14 protein-coding genes are annotated in these 18,451 nt (G+C 72.8%); 9 read left to right on the top strand and 5 right to left on the bottom strand.

The annotated features are described in order from the left end of the window. Nucleotides 1-58 precede the first annotated feature (58 nt). The 3 genes from pruA to ACIBCA_RS34145 all read right to left on the bottom strand — a co-directional run bounded on the left by pruA (nucleotide 59) and on the right by ACIBCA_RS34145 (nucleotide 3,732). The gene (gene pruA, locus ACIBCA_RS34155; protein ID WP_396286985.1) at nucleotides 59-1,687 is read right to left on the bottom strand and encodes an L-glutamate gamma-semialdehyde dehydrogenase; all 1,629 of its coding nucleotides are present in this window, start codon (nucleotides 1,685-1,687) and stop codon (nucleotides 59-61) included. 174 nt (nucleotides 1,688-1,861) lie between these two features. Beyond that, entirely contained in the window at nucleotides 1,862-3,139 is a 1,278-nt protein-coding gene (locus ACIBCA_RS34150; RefSeq protein WP_396286984.1) for an FAD-dependent oxidoreductase, read from the bottom strand. Further along, nucleotides 3,136-3,732: a PadR family transcriptional regulator gene (locus ACIBCA_RS34145; RefSeq protein ID WP_396286983.1), complete on the bottom strand. Its 597-nt coding sequence runs from the start codon at nucleotides 3,730-3,732 to the stop codon at nucleotides 3,136-3,138. The genes ACIBCA_RS34150 and ACIBCA_RS34145 overlap by 4 nt, the downstream gene beginning before the upstream one ends. A 144-nt stretch (nucleotides 3,733-3,876) precedes the next feature. Here ACIBCA_RS34145 and ACIBCA_RS34140 point away from each other — a divergent pair, with 144 nt between their 5' ends. After that, on the top strand, nucleotides 3,877-5,478 hold the full coding sequence (locus tag ACIBCA_RS34140; RefSeq protein ID WP_396286982.1) for a PucR family transcriptional regulator: 1,602 nt from the start codon (nucleotides 3,877-3,879) through the stop codon (nucleotides 5,476-5,478). Between the two features lie 2 nt (nucleotides 5,479-5,480). Here ACIBCA_RS34140 and ACIBCA_RS34135 read toward each other — a convergent pair whose 3' ends face one another. Further along, nucleotides 5,481-6,659, bottom strand: a complete 1,179-nt coding sequence (locus ACIBCA_RS34135; protein WP_396286981.1) for a hypothetical protein — start codon at nucleotides 6,657-6,659, stop codon at nucleotides 5,481-5,483. 167 nt (nucleotides 6,660-6,826) lie between these two features. On the opposite strand from ACIBCA_RS34135, the gene ACIBCA_RS34130 reads away from it, so the two are divergent. Next, the gene (locus tag ACIBCA_RS34130) at nucleotides 6,827-7,276 is read left to right on the top strand and encodes a VOC family protein (RefSeq protein ID WP_396286980.1); all 450 of its coding nucleotides are present in this window, start codon (nucleotides 6,827-6,829) and stop codon (nucleotides 7,274-7,276) included. A 37-nt stretch (nucleotides 7,277-7,313) separates the two neighbouring features. Here the strand turns inward: ACIBCA_RS34130 and ACIBCA_RS34125 are convergent, their stop codons facing one another. After that, nucleotides 7,314-8,912: a hypothetical protein gene (locus ACIBCA_RS34125; protein ID WP_396286978.1), complete on the bottom strand. Its 1,599-nt coding sequence runs from the start codon at nucleotides 8,910-8,912 to the stop codon at nucleotides 7,314-7,316. Between the two features lie 323 nt (nucleotides 8,913-9,235). On the opposite strand from ACIBCA_RS34125, the gene ACIBCA_RS34120 reads away from it, so the two are divergent. The 7 genes from ACIBCA_RS34120 (at nucleotide 9,236) to ACIBCA_RS34090 (ending at nucleotide 18,448) form a co-directional block, all read left to right on the top strand. Beyond that, nucleotides 9,236-10,567, top strand: coding sequence for an MFS transporter (locus tag ACIBCA_RS34120; protein ID WP_396286977.1), 1,332 nt, complete (start codon nucleotides 9,236-9,238; stop codon nucleotides 10,565-10,567). 337 nt (nucleotides 10,568-10,904) lie between these two features. After that, nucleotides 10,905-12,110, top strand: coding sequence for a helix-turn-helix domain-containing protein (locus ACIBCA_RS34115; protein WP_396286975.1), 1,206 nt, complete (start codon nucleotides 10,905-10,907; stop codon nucleotides 12,108-12,110). A gap of 97 nt (nucleotides 12,111-12,207) precedes the next feature. Next, the gene (locus tag ACIBCA_RS34110; RefSeq protein WP_396286974.1) at nucleotides 12,208-12,684 is read left to right on the top strand and encodes an ATP-binding protein; all 477 of its coding nucleotides are present in this window, start codon (nucleotides 12,208-12,210) and stop codon (nucleotides 12,682-12,684) included. Nucleotides 12,685-12,737: 53 nt separating this feature from the next. Further along, nucleotides 12,738-13,964 carry a methyltransferase, FxLD system gene (gene fxlM / locus ACIBCA_RS34105; protein WP_396286973.1) on the top strand — a complete coding sequence of 409 codons (1,227 nt, stop codon included), beginning with the start codon at nucleotides 12,738-12,740 and terminating at the stop codon, nucleotides 13,962-13,964. 60 nt (nucleotides 13,965-14,024) lie between these two features. Next, nucleotides 14,025-14,171, top strand: coding sequence for an FxLD family lanthipeptide (locus tag ACIBCA_RS34100; protein WP_396286972.1), 147 nt, complete (start codon nucleotides 14,025-14,027; stop codon nucleotides 14,169-14,171). A gap of 105 nt (nucleotides 14,172-14,276) precedes the next feature. Continuing rightward, nucleotides 14,277-17,303, top strand: coding sequence for a lantibiotic dehydratase (locus tag ACIBCA_RS34095; protein WP_396286971.1), 3,027 nt, complete (start codon nucleotides 14,277-14,279; stop codon nucleotides 17,301-17,303). Next, a complete protein-coding gene (locus tag ACIBCA_RS34090) occupies nucleotides 17,300-18,448 on the top strand; it encodes a lanthionine synthetase C family protein (RefSeq protein WP_396286970.1) in 1,149 nt (382 codons plus the stop codon). The genes ACIBCA_RS34095 and ACIBCA_RS34090 overlap by 4 nt, the downstream gene beginning before the upstream one ends. Nucleotides 18,449-18,451: the final 3 nt, after the last annotated feature.

Genomic DNA, 18,451 nt, shown 5'->3' with positions numbered 1-18,451 from the left:
CCCCGGCTGCGGGGCCGGGGCGTCGCGGGCGGTCCTGGACGGACCGCGGGGGGGCAGGTCAGCCCATGTGCGGGTAGCGGTAGTCCGTCGGCGGGACGAAGGTCTCCTTGACCGAGCGGGTCGAGGTCCAGCGCGCCAGGTTCTGCTTGGCGCCGGCCTTGTCGTTGGTCCCGGAGGCCCGGCCGCCGCCGAAGGGCTGCTGGCCGACGACGGCGCCGGTGGGCTTGTCGTTGATGTAGAAGTTGCCCGCGGCGTACCGCAGCTTCTCCATCGCGTGCTCCACGGCCGCGCGGTCCTGGGCGATGATCGCACCGGTCAGGCCGTACGCGGAGACGGACTCCATCTGGGCCAGCATCTCGTCGTACTTCTCGTCCTCGTAGACGTACACGGCGAGGATCGGGCCGAAGTACTCGTCACGGAAGTACTCGCTGGCCGGGTCCTGGCAGACGAGGACGGTCGGGCGGACGAAGTAGCCCACCGAGTCGTCGTACGTGCCGCCGGCCAGCACCTCGACCGAGGAGTCGGCCTGGGCGCGGTCGATGGCGGCCTTGTTCTTGGCGAAGGCGCGCTCGTCGATGACGGCCGACATGAAGTTGGACAGGTCGGAGACGTCGCCCATGGTGAGGCCGTCGACCTCGGCGGCGAACTCGTCCTTGAGGCCGGCCCACAGCGAGGCGGGGACGTAGGCCCGCGAGAGCGCCGAGCACTTCTGGCCCTGGAACTCGAAGGCGCCGCGGGTCATCGCGGTCTTGAGCACGGCCGGGTCGGCGGACGGGTGGGCGACGAGGAAGTCCTTGCCGCCGGTCTCGCCGACGATCCGCGGGTAGGTGCGGTAGCCGGAGATGTTGTCGCCGACCTCGCGCCACAGGTGCTGGAAGGTGGCGGTGGAGCCGGTGAAGTGGATGCCGGCCAGCGCGGGGTGCTTGAGCGCGACGGCGGAGACGTCCAGGCCGTCGCCGGTCACCATGTTGATGACGCCCTTGGGCAGGCCCGCGGCCTCCAGCAGCTGCATGAGCAGGTGCGCGGAGAACTGCTGGGTCGGGGACGGCTTCCAGAGCACCACGTTGCCCATCAGCGCGGGCGCGGTCGGCAGGTTGCCGGCGATCGCGGTGAAGTTGAACGGGGTGATCGCGTAGACGAAGCCCTCGAGCGGGCGGTGGTCGCTGCGGTTCCACACGCCGTCCGAGGAGATCGGCTGCTCGGCCATGATCTGGCGGGCGAAGTGCACGTTGAAGCGCAGGAAGTCGACCAGCTCGCAGGGGGTGTCGATCTCCGCCTGCTGCGCGGTCTTGGACTGGCCGAGCATGGTGGCGGCGGCCAGGGTCTCGCGCCAGGGGCCGGCCAGCAGGTCGGCGGCCTTGAGGAAGATCGCGGCGCGGGAGTCGAAGGAGAGCGCCTGCCAGGCCGGCGCGGCGGCCAGGGCAGAGTCGATGGCGTCCTGCGCGTCGGCCTGGGTGGCGTTGCGCAGGGTGCCGAGCCGAGCCGCGTGGTTGTGCGGCTGGACGACGTGGATCTCGGTGCCGCCGCCCATCCGGCGCTCACCGTTGATCGTCATGGTCAGCTGGACCGGCTCCTGGCCGCCCAGCTCCTTCAGCTTGGCCTCCAGGCGAGCCCGTTCGGGGCTGCCGGGGGCGTAGCTGTGGACCGGCTCGTTCACCGGCGCGGGGACCTGGGTCACAGCGTCCATAGAGCGCACGCTCTCCTTCGTTGGTGCAGGGGGGATGCCGACGCGGGTCGCGCGTCGGCCACAGCACGAACGCTATTCCTGCCCGGTGGCCCACTTGATTGGCCGGGCAGCTAAATTCCCCCGTACGGCGTTGTCCGCCCCGACGAAGCGGTCACGCCGGGATCACGGCGCCCCTCAAGCGGCGCGCCCCTCGCGACCCTCGCGACCCACGGGAACCACGGGAACCACAGGAACCACAGGAACCACCCGTCGCTCCCAGTCGATCCGGTACCCGTGCACCGGCCGCAGCATCCGCTCCGGGCTCATGACCGTCCGCGCCATGAGGGGCGCGACCAGCCGGAACACCATCCGCGCGACCGACCCGGACGCCTTCTGGTTGTTGGTGCGCGCGGCGTCGGCGGCGATCTTCTCCACCCGGGGCCGGCGCATCGCCTCGTACGCGGCGAAGGCCGCCGTGTGGTCGGGCAGGTCGCGCAGGCAGCGGGCGAGTTCGACGGCGCTCTCGACGGCCAGCGAGACGCCCTGGCCGGAGCTGTTGGACGGCGCGTGCACCGAGTCGCCGACCAGCACCATCCGGCCCCGGTACCAGCGCGGGACGGACGGCATGATCTCCAGCCGGGGGAAGGTCTCGATCGTCGCGGCGTCGACCTCGCGCAGCACGTCGCGGGCGGGGACGTCGTCGGCGTGCAGTTCGCGGCAGCGGCGCAGCCACCCCTCCGGACCGATGGCGCGGGCCTGCTCGGGGGTCAGCGGCTCGGGCTGCGGGATGTTGCTGAACCAGGCGGTGCCGCTGCCGTCCGCCAGGCCCCAGTAGCCGAAGAACGCCTTGGCGCCGTTGGCGAAGTGCACCGTCTCGCCGCGCCCGGCGCGCCCGGGCAGCCGGTGCGAGCTGTAGCCGCCGACGCCGAGCAGGCCCGTGTACCGGGCGGCGGGTGCGGCCGGGTCGATCAGGGTGCGGACGGTCGACCCGGTGCCGTCGGTGCCGATCAGCAGGTCACCGGTGGCGCTGGTGCCGTCGGCGAAGTGCGCGGTGATGCCGTCCGCGCCCTCCTCGGCGTCCACCAGCCGCTTGCCGTAGTGCACGGTGATCCCCGTCTCGCGCAGCCGGCGCTGCAGCACCTCGTACATCTCGGCGCGGCGCATCAGCCGCCCGGGCGGCAGGTCGGCGAGGCCCGCGAACTCGGCCAGCGTGCCGCCCTTGCCGTCCTCGATCACCATCGGCCCGACCGGCTGCCCGATCCGGCCGACCTCCGCCCCGAGTCCGACGGCGGAGACGGCGCCGAGCCCGTTGGGGGCGAGCATGAAGGTCCCGCCGATGCCCGCGGCGGAGTGCTCGTAGGCCTCGAAGACCTCCGCCTCGATGCCGGCCTTGCGCAGCGCCAGCGCCATCACGGGGCCGGCGATGCCGCCGCCGATGACGAGGGCCTTCTTGGACGTGCGCGGTGCGGTCATTGCAGTCTCCCGAAGTACTCGTTCCAGGTCCGGACGAACTCCGGCTCCTGGAGTTGGGTGACGAGGTGTTCGACGAAGGCGATCTCGGTCTCCAGTCCGCGGACCCGGTACTCCTCCTCGATCAGGAAGAGCCAGCCGACGCCCTCCTCGGTCGCCTTGCGCAGCGTCTGCCTGGTCTCCGCGACCTCGGCGGTCAGGGCGGCCAGCCGCTTCCCGAGGAGCTCCACGGACTCGGCCGGCGGGAGCACCATGAGCAGCGACAGCGAGACCCCGAACGCGGGGTACTCGTGCTGCGGTTCGGCGACGAGTTCGCGCATCCAGTCGAAGAGCTCCACCCTTCCCTCCGGCGTGAGGGCGTAGACGGTGCGCTCCGGTCGCTGGGTGTCGCGGACGGTTTCCTGCTCGGCGACGAATCCGGCCTTCCGCAACTGCTCGACGACCATGTAGAGCGAGCTGCGGTTGTACTTGATGTTGCGGTCCTTGGCGTGCTCCTTGAGCCGGCGACCCATCTCGTACGGGTGCATCGGTTCGGCCATGAGCTCCGCCAGGACCGCGAGGGCCAACGGGTTCGACACCTTGCGTCGCTTCGCCACGAGACATCCTCATCTCTTGGTCAGTTCTGACTATCTACTCCTGAATAGTCAGAGTCAACTAATTACGTTCGGCAGACCCCAACTCTGTCCGCCCGGCTAAAATCAACCACATACCGTTGTCCGAGCGGATGAAGGAGGCCCCGCGTGACCACCCCCGGCCTCCCCCTCCGCCAGCTCCTGATGTCCCTGGGCGAACCCCTCGTCGAACTCCAGGCCGCCCCCCAGGGCCTGGACGTCCCCGTACGCGACGTCGCGATCCTCGACCCCGAGGACCCCCCGACCGCCTCCCCCGGCGAACTCGTCCTCGCCATCGGCGCCCGCGGCCGCGCCGCCCTGCCCGCCCTGCGCGCCGCCGGACGGGCGGGAGCCGCCGCCGTCGCCGTCAAGCTCGACGGCCCCGGCCAGGCCGACGCCCTGCGCGAGGCCGCCACCGAGGCGGGCGTCGCCCTGCTGTCCGTACGCCGCGAGACCCGCTGGGAGCACCTCGACTCCCTCGCCCGCGCGATCATCGCCGGCCCCGACGCCCCGAACGCCCCCGGCGCCCCCGAACCCAACGCGGGCGACCTCTTCTCCCTCGCCCAGACCGTCGCCGTCCTCACCAGCGGCATCGTCTCCATCGAGGACACCTCCAGCCGCGTCCTCGCCTACTCCCGCTCCTCCGACTCCGACGAGGTCGACGACCTGCGCCGGCTCTCCATCCTCGGCTGGCAGGGCCCGGAGCCGTACCTGTCCAAGCTCCGCGAGTGGGGCATCTTCCAGCACCTGCGCACCTCCGACGCCCCGATCGCCGTCGAGCCGCACCCCGAGCTCGGGCTGCGCCGCCGCCTCGCCATCGGCATCCGGGCCGGGGCGCAGCCGCTCGGCACCATCTGGGTGCAGGAGGGCTCCCGGCCGCTCGCCCCGCACGCCGAACAGGCCCTGGTCGGCGCCGCCCGCGTCGCCGCCGCCCAACTGGTGCGCCGCCGCCGCGAGTTGTCCGCCGACGTCCGCCTCACCCAGACCCTCCTGACGGGCCTGCTGGAGGGCTCCACCGGCCCCCAGTCCCTCGCCACCCACCTCGGCCTGGACCTGCGCCGCCCGGCCACCGTCCTCGCGTACGGCGCCCACACCACCGAGGCGCTGCACCGCTCCGACGTCACCGGCCTGATCTCGGTGCACACCGCCGCCCGCCACCGCGCCGCGTTGCTCGCCCCGATCGAATCCCGGGTGTACGTGCTGCTGCCCGAACTGCCCGCCGGCCTGCCGATGAGCACCGTACGGGCCTGGGCCGCCGAGGTCGTCCAGGCCGCCCGGGACCACCTCGGCGTCCCGCTGCGCGCCGCGATCGGCTCCACCGTCGAGGGCCTCGCCCAGGTGCCCGACTCCCGCGCCCAGGCCGACCGCATCCTCGACGCCATGAACCGCGGCGGGGTGGACCTCGACGTCGCGGCGCTGATCGACGTCCAGGCCGAGGTGCTGGTCAGCGAGATGCTCGCCCTGCTCCAGGACCGTACGGGCCTGCGCGACCCACGCCTGACCGCCCTCACCGCGTACGACCGCCGCCACGGCACCCGGCTCGCCGAGTCCGTACTCGCCTGGCTGGACGCCCTCGGCGAGGTCCGGGTGGCCGCCGACGCCCTGCACATCCACCCCAACACCCTGCGCTACCGGGTGCGCCGCGCCGAGCAGTTGACCGGCATCGACCTCGCCCAGCCGCAGCAGCGCCTCCTGGCGATGCTCCAACTCCGGCTGCCCAGGGACGAGTAGGCCTACCGCCGCCCCACCCGCCACTGCTCCCAGGCCGACAGCCACAGCTGCTCGGCCATCCGCTGCTCCTCCCACACCGCGGCCCCGCCGTCCGCCGGCCGCTCCCGGCGCAGCTGCGCCCAGGCCCGCTGCGCGGGCAGGCTCGCCACCTCGCTGGCGAACACCGTGTACCGCACGACCTCCTCCACGGCCGCCTCCCCCTCGGCCGTGCCGACCAGCCAGTGCGTCTGCCGCGACAGCCGGTCGAGGTGCTCGACCATCGCCGTCACCGCCGCCACCGCCTCCTCGCGGCTCTCCGTCGCCAGCCGCATCTGCTGGCGCACCGCCGCCTCCCACCGCACCGCGCCGGCGTCCCCGCGCAGGCGCCGCGGAAGCCTGGGCGTACGGCCCGCCCGCAGCTGCGACTCGAGCGCGGAGCTCTCCGCGACGGACTGCGCGATCAGCGCCCGGTGCGCCTCCAGCCCGGTGACGGGCGGCAGTTCGCGCTCCTCGACCGGCACCCACCGGGCCCGCCGCGAGGCCAGGTCGCCCAACAGGGCGGTGCGCCCGCGCAGGTGCCGCTCGAAGTCCCGGATGCCGGCGAGCTCCACCCCGCCGGAGGGCACCCCGCGCCCGCACACCGTCACCGTCAGCCCGGCGACGCGCAGCCGCCCGGCCCACACCGGCCCGGCGCTCATCCCGGGCCACAGCACCGGCCGGTCCTCGTGCACCTCCGCCGCGCGCGGCTCGCCGTCCACGGTGATCCACTCGCGCAGCGCCCGGACGCGGCCGGGCCCCTCGCCCTCGTCGATCCCGGCCTGCTCGTACAGCCGGTCCCGCTCGTCCTCGACCACGTCCTCCAGCTCGGGCAGCCGCTCGCAGCCGTCCGCGCCCGGCCGGTAGGTGCGCACCGTCACGTACGGTCCGGCGGCGGAGGCCCAGTCGCCGCACTGCACCTCGACCCAGCACAGCTCGCCGCCGCAGGTCTCGAAGGCCGTCAGCGCCTCGCCGCCGTCCGCGGCCCCGCCGACCACGCCGTACACCGGGAAGCCGACCCGCTCCAGGATGTGGCGGGAGAACTCCTCCTGCTCGTCGAGCCGGTCGTCCAGGCCCCTCGGCCCGGCGCCGGGCCCGGCCTCCGCCCGCCGGGCGTTCCACTCCTGGGGCCTGCCGCCGATCTCCCGCACCATCCTGTGCCGCACCCCCGGTTCCCTCGCGTCCGCACCCGCTCCCGCCACCATACGTGCCCGGCAGCTGCCGGGTCATCAGCTCGGTTGCGGTACGCACCTGCTGTCCGTACGGGTACGAGCTCTCCGCCATGACCGTGTCAGGCGGCCGGTTGTCAGCCGCCGTCCCTACCCTGGGCGGCATGACAGCACAGAACGACCGGAGCTTCCCCGCCCGGATCAGCATCGTCACCCTCGGCGTCTCCGACCTCGACCGCAGCGCCCGCTTCTACGAGGGCCTCGGCTGGAAGCGCTCGGCCGCCTCCAGCCCCGAGATCGTCTGGTTCCGCACGGCCGACTCCGTCCTCGGCCTCTTCCCCGCCGACGAACTGGCCGCCGACGCGGGCGTGCCGGGCGGCGGGGAGCCGGCCTTCCGCGGCGTCACCCTGGCGGTGAACCTGGAGTCACCCGCCCTGGTGGACGCCGCCCTGGAGACGGCCGTCGAGGCCGGCGCCGTGGTGGTCAAGCCGCCGACGCCGACCAGCTGGGGCGGCTACTCCGGCTACTTCGAGGACCCGGACGGGCACCTGTGGGAGCTCGCCCACAACCCGTTCTTCCCCTTCACCGAGAGCGGCTCCCTCGACCTGCCGTAGATCCCCTACCGCCGCCGACGCCTCCCTACGGCCTTTTTTACTGCCGAGACCGCGCCTTGAAGGCCGCCTTGCGGGCCTCCTTCGCCACCGCCCGCTCCGGGTGCATCTCCCCGATCGCCTCCAGGACGTCCGCCGTGTACGGGTGGTCGACGCGCCACACCTCGGCGAACCACCCCGAGGACTCGTCCCCCACCGGCAGGTCGGCGATCAGCTCCCGCATCGCGCCCTCCCCGCCGCCGAGCAGCTGGGCGGCGAAGGTGTCGATCACCGTCCACAGCGCCATCGCCCGCTCCGGCGCGGGCACGTCCGTCCGCCCGAGCCCGGCCAGCCAGGCCCGGGCCGCCCCGCCCAGCTCGGGGTCGTCCATGACCTCCCGGGCCGCCGGCTCGGCCGCGGCCCCCAGCTGCCGCAGGGCCTCGACCGCCAGCACCCGGCGCATGGGCGCGTACGCGTCGGAGCCGCGCGAGGCCGCCAGCAGCTCGCGGGCCGCCGCCAGCGGCTCCCGCCCGGCCAGCCAGACCTTGAGCTCCTCCTCCGGCAGCACGTTCACCGACTCGCAGACCGCGTGCAGCAGCTCGGCGGCGTCGCCCTGGGCGAGGTCGCCGACCAGCGGCGCGTCGTAGCCGTCCTCCAGCAGCCACTGCCGCACGCCGTACTGGCCGAGCGGCGTCAGCCGTACGAGCCCGAAGCGCGCCGACTCCTCCTCGTCCAGCGGCTCCTCACCGACGACGACGGGCCCCTCGCCCTCGTCCTCGTCGAAGAGCTCGGGGTCGATCGGCCGGTAGTCCAGCATGCCCAGCTCGGCGAGGTCGGCGAGCATCGGGTCCAGGGCGACCATCAGGTCGGTGATGTCGCCGAGCATCTCCTCGCTCGGCTCCTCGCCCTCCGGCACCACCAGCAGGGCGGCGAGCACGCCCAGCGGCACGGTCTCCTGGCCGGGGTCGGCGAAGGCGGTGGTCTCGTACAGCACCTGCAGCGCCTCGTCGAGCAGTTCGGCGGCGGCCTGCCGGGCCTCCTCCACCTCGTCGAGCGCGCCCTCGTCCCCCTCGTCGCCCTCCTCCCCTTCCTCCGGCAGCGAGTCCGCGTCCACCGCCAGCTCCCGGACGATCCCGGCGGCCGTCAGCCACAGCTCCAGGACGGTGTCCGGGTCCCCCTGCTCGGCGGGCTCCAGGTCCGGGCCGGGGACGGCGACGTGCCGGCCGTCCTCCGTCGTCCCGAGCTCCACCAGGTCCAGGTCGCAGGCCAGCGACCAGGCGCGCATCGCCTCGATCTCCGCCGCCTCGGGCACCTCGCCCTCGGCCGGGGCCAGCCCGAGCAGCCGCGCGGCGGGCGCCCGGTCCTCCTCGACCAGGTCCCCCAGCGCGTCCACGACCCGGTGCGGGGCGGCCCAGCGGGCCATCGCCAGGGCGTACCCGAACATGGGGACGGCCTTCGCGAGGACGGCCAGCTCCGGCTCGGGGAGCAGCTTCACGGGCGGGACGAGCACGGCCGCGTCGTCCAGGTCCTCGTCGTCCAGGCCGTGCGCGGCGAACGCCCCGTAGAGGTCCTGGAGGTCCAGGTCGGCGGGCAGCACGGCCTCCGCGGCCGCGCCCTCACCCGTCTCGGCACCAACGTTCTTCCGACGTCGTCCGGCCATCGTCGTGTGCTCTCCCTCAGCCAGCGGTCCGCTGATCCACTCCGCGTACCGGTCCACTGCCTCAGCGTATAGGTCGGGCACCCCCGACGCCCTGGCTCCAGGGGCGCGCGAAGGGGCGCGCGCCGCCTTCGTGCGCCCACCCCTTATCCTTCGATCTGGTACCGCGCACACCCCGCACGGACCACCGGGCAACGAAGCCCACATCCTCAGCTCATCCGCTCCACCTGGGAGCCCCGCACCGCGGCCACACCACAGCGCCTCAGGACGGGTGCGCCGGCACACCCCGCCGACCCGGTGGGGCCCTGCCACAGGAGATCCCTCACATGGCGGACCTCTCCCCCGCCGGCCCCGGCCTGCGCACCGCGCAGTTCGACGGGCGCCGACTGTCGGAGGCCCTGCTTCCCCTGGAGCTCGCGCCCCGGCCCCAGCTCCAGCTCTCCGCGATCAGCCGCTGGAACGCGATGCGCGGAGTCCGCGTCGGCCTGGTCTCGACCGCCCTGCTGCTGATGCTGATCGGCGCCAACCTGGCGACGCCGATCTACCCGCTCCTCCAGCAGAGCCTGCACCTGACCGCGCTCGACACCACGATCCTCTTCACGATCTACGTGTTCGCCCTGGTCCCCGTGCTGGCCGTCGTCGGCCACTGGTCCGACCACCTCGGCCGCCGCGCCCTCATCCTGCCCGCCGTCGCCCTGGCCGCCGCCGGCGACGTGGTCTTCGCCACCTCCGGCAGCTTCTGGCAGCTCGCCGTGGGCCGCGCGATCCAGGGCATGGCCGTCGGCCTCTCCACCGGCGCCGCCGGAGCCGCCCTCGGCGACCTGCTGCCCGACCACCCCACCCTGGCCGCCAAGCTCACCCTGGCCTGCTCGGCCGGCGGCGTCGCCCTCGGCCCGGTCGTCGGCGCCCTCCTCGCGGGCGGCTCCGACCCCCTGATCACCCCGTTCCTCCTCCACGCCGTGGCGCTGCTCTCCCTCTGCATCCCCCTCGCCGTGGTCCACCCCCGCATGCCCGGCCGCAACCGCCCCCCGGCGTCCCCGCCGCGCATCACCACCCCGGCCCACCTGCGCCCGCAGCGCCTGCGCCTGCCCCGCACCGGCCGCCGCGAGTTCCTCCTCGCCGCCACCGCGGGCTTCATCTCCTACGCGGTCTTCGGCGTCTACCTCAGCCTGGCCCCCGCCTTCGCCGCCAAACTCCTCCACACCCCCTCCCACCTGGTCGGCGCCGTGGTCGCGGCCCTCCTCCTCGGCTCCTCCGCCGCCGCCCAGCTGCTCGTCCCCCCGACCTCCGACCGCACGGTCATCGCCCTCGGCATGACCGGCCTCGCCAGCGGCCTCGCCCTCGTCGTCGCCGCCGGCTACACCGGCACCCCCGCCCTGCTCTTCATCGGCAGCGTCCTCGGCGGCGCCTGCCAGGGCGTCGCCTTCCGCTCCCTCTTCACCACCGCCGTGGCCGCCATGAACCCCGAACGCCGCGGCTCCGAGCTGTCCGCCCTCTGGATCATCGTCTACCTCGGCAGCTCCCTCCCCATCGTCATCGTCGGCGCCCTCGTCCAGCGCTACGGCCTCCTCCCCGCCATCAGCGGCTTCGCCACCGTCGCCGCCCTCCTCTGCACCGCCCTCGCCCTCGCCGTGGCCCGCAAGCCCAGGACGCCCTGACCCGTAGAACACAACGGTGCTGCCCGGGACTCCTTCGGAAGTCCCGGGCAGCACCCTTTCCACCAGCTGAACACCCGCGCATCATCCGCTCCGTTGCACAGCTCCACCACCGTTCCCCACCATCCACCCCCCACCCGCCTCCCGGCGGGTGCCCACCCCCGGCCTCCGCCGCGCGCGCCCTGCCGGGCAGCGCGCGGCGCTGAGCAACGCACCTGCACCCTAGCCATGCGCCGAGCGGGGCACGCCTCGCAGTGGTCCGGCATGAACCGAAGCCCGCCCGTCCGCCCCCGAAGCGGGTACCTTCCGAGTACGGCCGTGCTCCCGGAAGGGGACCAGGATGACGCAGTGGACCGACTACACCACAGGCGAGCGCATCAAGCTCCTCCGCGGACCGGAAATGACCCAGGAGCAACTCGCCGAAGCCTCGGGCCTGTCCGTGGCGACGATCCGCAAGGCGGAGCGCAACCTGGGCGGCAGCCTCCAGACGCTGCTTCGCATCTCGGCCGCGTTGCACACCGACGTGTCGGTGATACTCGGTCAGCAGGCTCCCCGCCGCGCGATGCACGGCGGGGACCGGGCGATGATGCGCGAGTTGTCCCGCATCGTCCATGACACGGCCGCAGGCATCGGCATCGACGTACAACCCCCGCCCCCGGCCGACCTCGCGGCCGGACTCGCCGCCGCTTGGGAGTCCTACCGCTCCGGCGACTACGTGGGCGCAGGAGTACGCGTCGCCCCAGCACTGCGCGAAGCCGCCGCCGCGCTGAAGGCCGCTCCGGTCGACCAGGAGAGTGCGGCGGCGGGTATCCTCGCGGACGCCTACCGGCTTGCCGCCTACGTGGCGAACCAGTTCGGCGCCCGAGATCTCGCGTACGCCGGGATCGGTCACGCGCAACACCAGGCCGACCGCGTCGGAGACACCGTCCGCTCGGCCATGGTCGCGTCGGGCCGGTCGTGGATCTACCTGCGGGACGCCCGGCTCGACCAGGCGGAGGAGACCGCCCGCACATCGTACGAGTCCATCGAACCTCGGTACGGGGACCGTAATCTCGGAATGCTCGCCACCTACGGATGGCATGTGACCTTCGCCGCCGTCGTCGCCGCCCGCCAGGGGAATGTCGACGGCGCCGACGACCTACTCTCACAGGGGCTTGCGGTAGCAGCCCGAATGGGCCGAGACGTCATGGTGAACGGCACGGCGTTCGGACCGGCAACGGTCACCGCACAGGCGATCGGGATCTCCGTCTCAACCGGCCAGCCAGGGAAGGCGCTCGGCCTGTTCCAATCGATCGGCGACACGAGTTCGCTCACCCCGTCCGCACGCAACCGGATGCTGCTGGACGTGGCGCTCGCACAGGCCGAAGCCAGGCAGTCCGACACTGCTCTGGACACTCTGCTCGAGGTGTGCTCCGCCGCTCCTGGCTGGGCCCGGCATCAGGGACTGCCCGGGGTGATCGCTCAGAAGGCGAGCGCGGGCAGCGCCACCACAGCCAAGTTGCGCAAGCTCTCGTCGATCCTCGGCACATCCGTGATCATCAGCTGAGAGTGATACACCGCGTATCACTCGACACCGGTACGACTTCGGGAACTGACACCCTCCATCTGTTCACGGACAGTAAGTCCTCCGCGACAGTTGGTACATGCCGACGCTCCATCCTCTGCTGCCGAAACCACTGCCCGCTCCCTCGTCGAGCCCGACCACCCTCCGGTTGCCCTACACCCCCATGTCAGCCCGCACCGCCCGCCACATGGTCCGCGTCAAGCTCACCGAGTGGAGCCTTCCCCACCTGATCGACGACGCCGAGCTGATCACGTCCGAATTGGTGGGCAACGCGGTGAAGACCGGCTGCCTGACGTTCCTGATCGTCGGCATCCGGCGCACGACCAGCAGCACCGTGCGACTGCTGGTCTCGGACGGGTCCGCGTCCCCGCCGGTCCTGATCGATGCCGGTCCCGACGCCGAATCCGGCCGAGGGCTCGCCCTGGTCGACCAACTCACCCGCCAGCGGTGGGGCGTGACCGTATGGCCACACGGCAAGGTCATCCACGCCGACCTTGCCGCTTCACTTCCACGCTCGGTCGACGCTCGCAAAGACCGTGCCCGCACAGCCCGATAGCCGCACCGGGCAGCCTGCGGGGCGCGCGGCCGAAGCCAAGGAGAAGAAAGACCGTGAACACCGATCCCACCCCGGAAACCCTGCGCACCGCCATGGTGAAGGCCCTGCGCGAGGATGGCACCATCCGCACCGAGCGCATCGCCGAGGTCATGGGCCGCGTACCGCGTGAGCCGTTCGCGCCCGAGGCGCGGCCCGCCGACGCCTACGACCCCGAAAACGCGGTGGTGACCAAGCGCGACAAGGACGGGCTCGCGATCAGCTCGGTCTCCGCCCCGCGCATCCAGGCGTTCATGCTGGAGCAGGCCGGTCCCCGGCCCGGGGAGAACGTCCTGGAGATCGGCTCCGGCGGCATGTTCGCCGCCTACCTCTCCGAACTCGTCGCGCCCAAGGGCGCGGTCACCACCGTGGACATCGATCCGGAGGTCACCGGCCGCGCCCGCCGACTGCTCGAAGAGGCCGGCTACGAGAAGGTGCGGGTCGTCACCGCAGACGGCGCGTTCGGCCTCCCCGAGCACGCCCCGTTCGATCTGATCGCGGTCACGGTCGGCGCTCCGGACATCCCTCCGGCATGGCGGGAGCAGCTGGCCCCCGGCGGCCGGATCGTCGTGCCGCTACGCGTTCGCGGCCTGATGCGCTCCATCGTGCTCGTTCCCGAGGGCGACCACCTGGTCAGCACCGGCTACGAGCTGTGCGGCTTCGTCCCGATGCAGGGCTCGGAGGAGAACCGCGAGCGCCTGGTGCTGCTGCACGACGCCCCGGGCGAGGAGGTCGGGCTGCGGCTGGACGACGGCGATCACGTGGACGCCGAAGCCCTGCGTGCGGCCCTCACCTCGCCCCGCCAGGAGGTCTGGTCAGGGGTGACGGTCGGCGGCGAGGAGCCGATCGACGACCTCGACCTGTGGCTGGCCACCGCACTGGACGGCCATGCGCGGCTGACCGCGACACCGGCCGCCCGGGACAAGGGGCTCGTCGCATCCGCTTCCCCGCTGGGCGTCGCCACGTTGGTGGTGGGCGGGACCCTCGCCTACCGCACCGTCCGCCCCATCGACGAGACCCTCACCCGCTTCGAACTCGGCGCGTACGGACATGGCTCGGCGGCTGCCGCTGCCACCGCCCGTCTCGTCCACGAGATCCAGGTCTGGGACAAGGAGTACCGGGGCGGCCCGGGTGCCCGCTTCGACGTCCACGTGGCCGGCACGCCGGACGACCGGCTGCCCACCGGCCGCGTGGTCGACAAGCCCCACACCCGCATCACGATCTCCTGGCCCGGGAAGCCGTAGCCCCCCGGGCCAGGTGAGCATCACCCCACCCATCCCCAACACCTCCAGGAAGTAGGAGACATGGCTCAGGACCAGGACAACGGCTTCGAGCTGGACATCACGATCGTCGAGCAGGGCCCCGTGATCGGCGAGCTGATGGACAGCACCAGCGACGGCTGCGGCAAGACCTGCCAGTCGGCCTGCTCCAACAGCGGCTGCATCGCCTGACCCACGCCTGTGTCTGGTGCAGGGGCCGTGCGGGCCCCTGCACCAGACACAGGCAACGACCTCACCGACACCGAGACGGAGGCGCGCATGTACCGAGCTCTGGAGGTGGCGCTGTTACGTGCCTCCGCCCGCACCAGCCCTCGCCCGCTACGGCCGTGGCCCGACCTCGACGCCGACCCCGCCCCGGCGGAGGCTTGGCAGTCCTGGATGTCCGACACCTGGGCCGACCCGCAGCTCGCCGCGGCCGTCCACCTGGCGAACCCCGCCTTCGCCGCACGCGTCGAAGAGGTCGTCGACGGCCGCGTCCGGGCTCCTCGCACCGTTCGCAAGGCCGGTCAGACACTCGTCCGCTACGCCCTGCGGCAGCATCACCGCGCGACTCCGTTCGGCCTGTTCGCCGGTGTCGCCCCGGTACGCATCGGCCCCGCGCTGAAGGGGACTTGGGACGCGGACCACCACGCGATCGCCCGGCCGGACGCCCGATGGCTCACGGAAGTGCTGAGCCTGCTGGAACACGACCCCGAGCTCCTGCTGCGCCTGCCGGTGACGGCCGAGCAGACCTGCACGACGCGCGGCGACCAGCTGGTCGTCCCGCTTCGTCGCCCCGGCCAGCAGCAGAGCGCCGAGGCGCCCACCGAGGTCTCCCTACGCCGCACCGGGCCAGTTCGTACCGCAGTCGATTCGGCTCAACGGCTGATCCGGCTCGACCGCTTGGCCGAGCTCGTACTCGCCGCCCATCCCGGTGCCAGTCCCGAGCAGGCCGAACAACTGCTCGTGCAGTTGGTCCGCCACGGCGTCCTGATCACTACCCTGCGCCCACCGATGACCGCTTCGGACCCGCTGAGCCACGTCCTGGACCAGCTCACCACGGCCGAGGCCGAATCGATCCCCGCCGTTGAAGACACGATCCGGCTGATCCACGAGGTCAGCCACAGAATCGTCATCCACAACCTGGCCCCGAACCGCGAGCAGCGCGAGGAGCGCACCCACCTTTCGAGGCTGACCGGCGGCGCCGACCGGCCCACTCTCGCCGTCGATCTCCAGCTCGGAGCCGACCTGGCCATCCCGCACACGGTGGCCCGAGAGGCCGAAACCGCCGTCGCCCTGCTCGCCCGGGCGAGCCCGTTTCCCACCGGCACTCCAGCCTGGCGCGACTACCATCTGCGGTTCCTGGAGCGGTACGGCATCGGCGGGCTGGTACCGCTCCTGGACCTGGTGAACCCGGACACGGGGCTGGGCTTCCCGGCGGGCTACCGCACGAGCGCCCTGGAGCCGCCTCCCACCCAGATCACGTCCCGCGACAAGGTAATGGCCAAGGCCGCGCAACTCGCCGCCCTCGACGCGGCCGACACCGTGGAATTCACGGACCTGCTCACCGGACTCGGCACGGATCAGCCCGACCACCTACCGCCCCACCTCGACCTGTGCGTCCAGGTCCACGCCGCAAGCCGCCAGCATCTCAACGACCGCGACTTCCGGCTCGTGGTCACCGGCCTGTCTCAGGGCGCGGGCACGACCATCGGCCGGTTCCTGCATCTACCCCACGCGGACCTACGTCGGCTCGCGGACGGGCTACGCGACGCACCCACACTGACCGCGGGCGCCCGCCGCGCCCAAGTCTCCTGTCCGCCCCTGTGGGCCGGCACCGACAACGTCGCCCGGGCACCACGCATCCTGGACGACGTCATCGCCATCACCCAGCACGAGCCCGAGGCGCTACCGCTACGGGACCTGCTGGTGACCGCCGATGCCCGCCGGATGCACCTCCTGTCCCGAACCACCGGGCAGGTGATCGAGCCCTCCTCGTTCAATGCCGTCGAGGCGGTGAACTTCACCCACCCCCTCGCCCGGTTCCTCACCGAACTGCCCCGCGCCGGTGCCGCCGTCCTCACCCCGTTCTCCTGGGGCCCGATGGCTGATTCCCTCCCGGTCCTTCCGGCCGTCCGGCACGGACGCATCACCCTTGCCGTCGCCCGATGGCGACTCAGCACGACCGATTTCCCCGCTGCCAGGTGGGAGCGCGCCTTCGACGACGCACGACACCGGCTGCGGATAGCGACCCACGTCGACCTCGGCGACGGCGACCAGTGTCTGAGGCTCGACCTCGACCAGCGCGCCCACCGGCAGCTGCTGCACGCCCATCTGCGCCGCAACAACACAGCCGTCCTGCGACAGGCCCCCGGCCCGAAGGACCTCGGTTGGGCGGACGGCCGCGCCGTCGAGATCGTCCTGCCGCTGGTCTCCCTCGCCGAGCCACTGCCACCGCCGACAGTGCACGCGGCCGCCGTCACCGCGCCGCCCGACGAACATCCAGCCACTCCACAGGCGCGGTGGGCCTTCGCCAAGGTCTACGCCCAACCGGCCCGGCACGCCGCAATCCTGGCCCGCCTGCCCGAGTTGCTCACAGCCCTCGGCCGTCCGGACTGCTGGTTCGTCCCCTACCGCGACCCGGACCCGCACCTGCGCCTACGTGTCCGTGCCGGTGTCGTCCCCTTCGAGGTCCTCGCCCGCCAGCTCGCCGCCTGGACCGACGATCTGCGCGATGCGGGCCTGGCCTGCGGCCGCCTCCAGTGGGACACCTACCGGCCCGAGACCGGGCGCTACGGAAGCGACAGCCTCCTCGAACGAGCCGAGGCCGTTTTCGTCGCCGACTCCATCGCCGCCCTCGCCCAGCGCCGCCACGCCGGCCCGGGCCGCCTCCACCCGCAGGCCCTGACCGCCGCAGCCTTCCTCGACCTCGCCTCCGCCTTCTCCGGCGGCACCGAGACCGGAGCGGCATGGCTGGCCGAACACATCACCCGCACCGCCGGCGAACCAGCCCTCGACCGGGCCGTCCTCGCGCAATCTCTGCGCCTCGCCGACCCGGCCGACACCTGGGCCGGACTACGCACCGAGACCGGAACGGACATCACCCACGCCTGGGCCTCCCGTCGCACCGCCCTGCGCACCTACCGCGCCGCCCTGCAGAACCGCCCCGGGCCGGACCCGGACTCCGTCCTGGCCTCGCTCCTGCACATGCACCACATCCGCGCCACCGGAATCGACCCGGCAGGCGAACGCAGCTGCCTCCGTCTTGCCCGCGCCACCGCGCTCGCCCTCACCCACCGACGCCAAGGACACCACCCCCGATGACCCGAACCGCCGACACACACGCTGCCCAATCCCTGGCCACCGGCGCAGTCGGCATCACCCTGCTCCACGCCGAACGTGCCGCCCTCGGATGCTCCCCCTGGAGCTCCGTCCACGACTGGCTGACCGGCATCACCCACCAGCCCCTCATCGGCTCCGACGATGCCGCCTTGTTCATCGGCGCACCTGCCTTGGCCTTCACACTCCACACCGCCGCCACGGGCAGCGAGCGCTACACGAAGACACTGTGCGGTCTCGACGAAGCAGTCCACAGGCTGGTCCACCGCCGCCTCGACCGGGCCCACGCCCGCATCGACTCCGGCGAGTTCACGCGTGCCGCCGAGTACGACCTGCTGTACGGCCTCACCGGCCTCGGCGCCCACCTGCTCAAGCGCGACCCGCACGGGGACGCCCTGCACGACGTCCTCTCCTACCTCGTACGCCTCACCCAGCCGCTGCCCGGCACCGACCTGCCCGGCTGGTGGGTGCGGTACGACCCTGCCGGACGCACCTCCGCCACCTTCCCCGGCGGCCACGGGAACCTGGGTCTCGCTCATGGCATCACCGGCCCCCTCGCCCTGCTCGCCCTCGCCAAACGTGCGGGCGCCACCGTCGACGGCCACACGGACGCGATGCTGCGCATCCTCACCTGGCTCGACACCCTGTGCCAGCACGGCCCCGACGGCCCCTGGTGGCCCCAGTGGGTCACTGCCTACGAACACCGCCTCGGCGCCATCCTCCAGGACAGCCCGCCACGCCCGAGCTGGTGTTACGGCACCCCCGGCCAGGCCCGCGCCCAACAGCTCGCCGCGATCGCCCTCGGCGACGCCCACCGCAAACGCAATGCCGAAGACGCCCTGCTACGGTGCCTCACCGCCCCCGCCCAACTCGACCAGATCACCGAACCGGGCCTGTGCCACGGAGCCGCCGGCCTCCTGCACACCGTCCACCGCGCTGCCCACGACGCCACCGACCCGGACCGGTTCACCGCCCACCTTCCCGCCTTGCGCACCCTTCTTCACTCGCAACTCCCCGCGCGGGAACCGGGATTCCTCGACGGAACCAGTGGAGTCCGCCTGGCCCTGCATGCCGCCGACCGTGGTGGTGCGCCCGCCACGGGGTGGGACACCTGCCTACTCCTCGCCTGACCG

The organism is Kitasatospora sp. NPDC051170 (assembly GCF_044455705.1).
GTDB lineage: Bacteria > Actinomycetota > Actinomycetes > Streptomycetales > Streptomycetaceae > Kitasatospora.
This window is presented reverse-complemented; position numbering and strand designations above follow the sequence as displayed.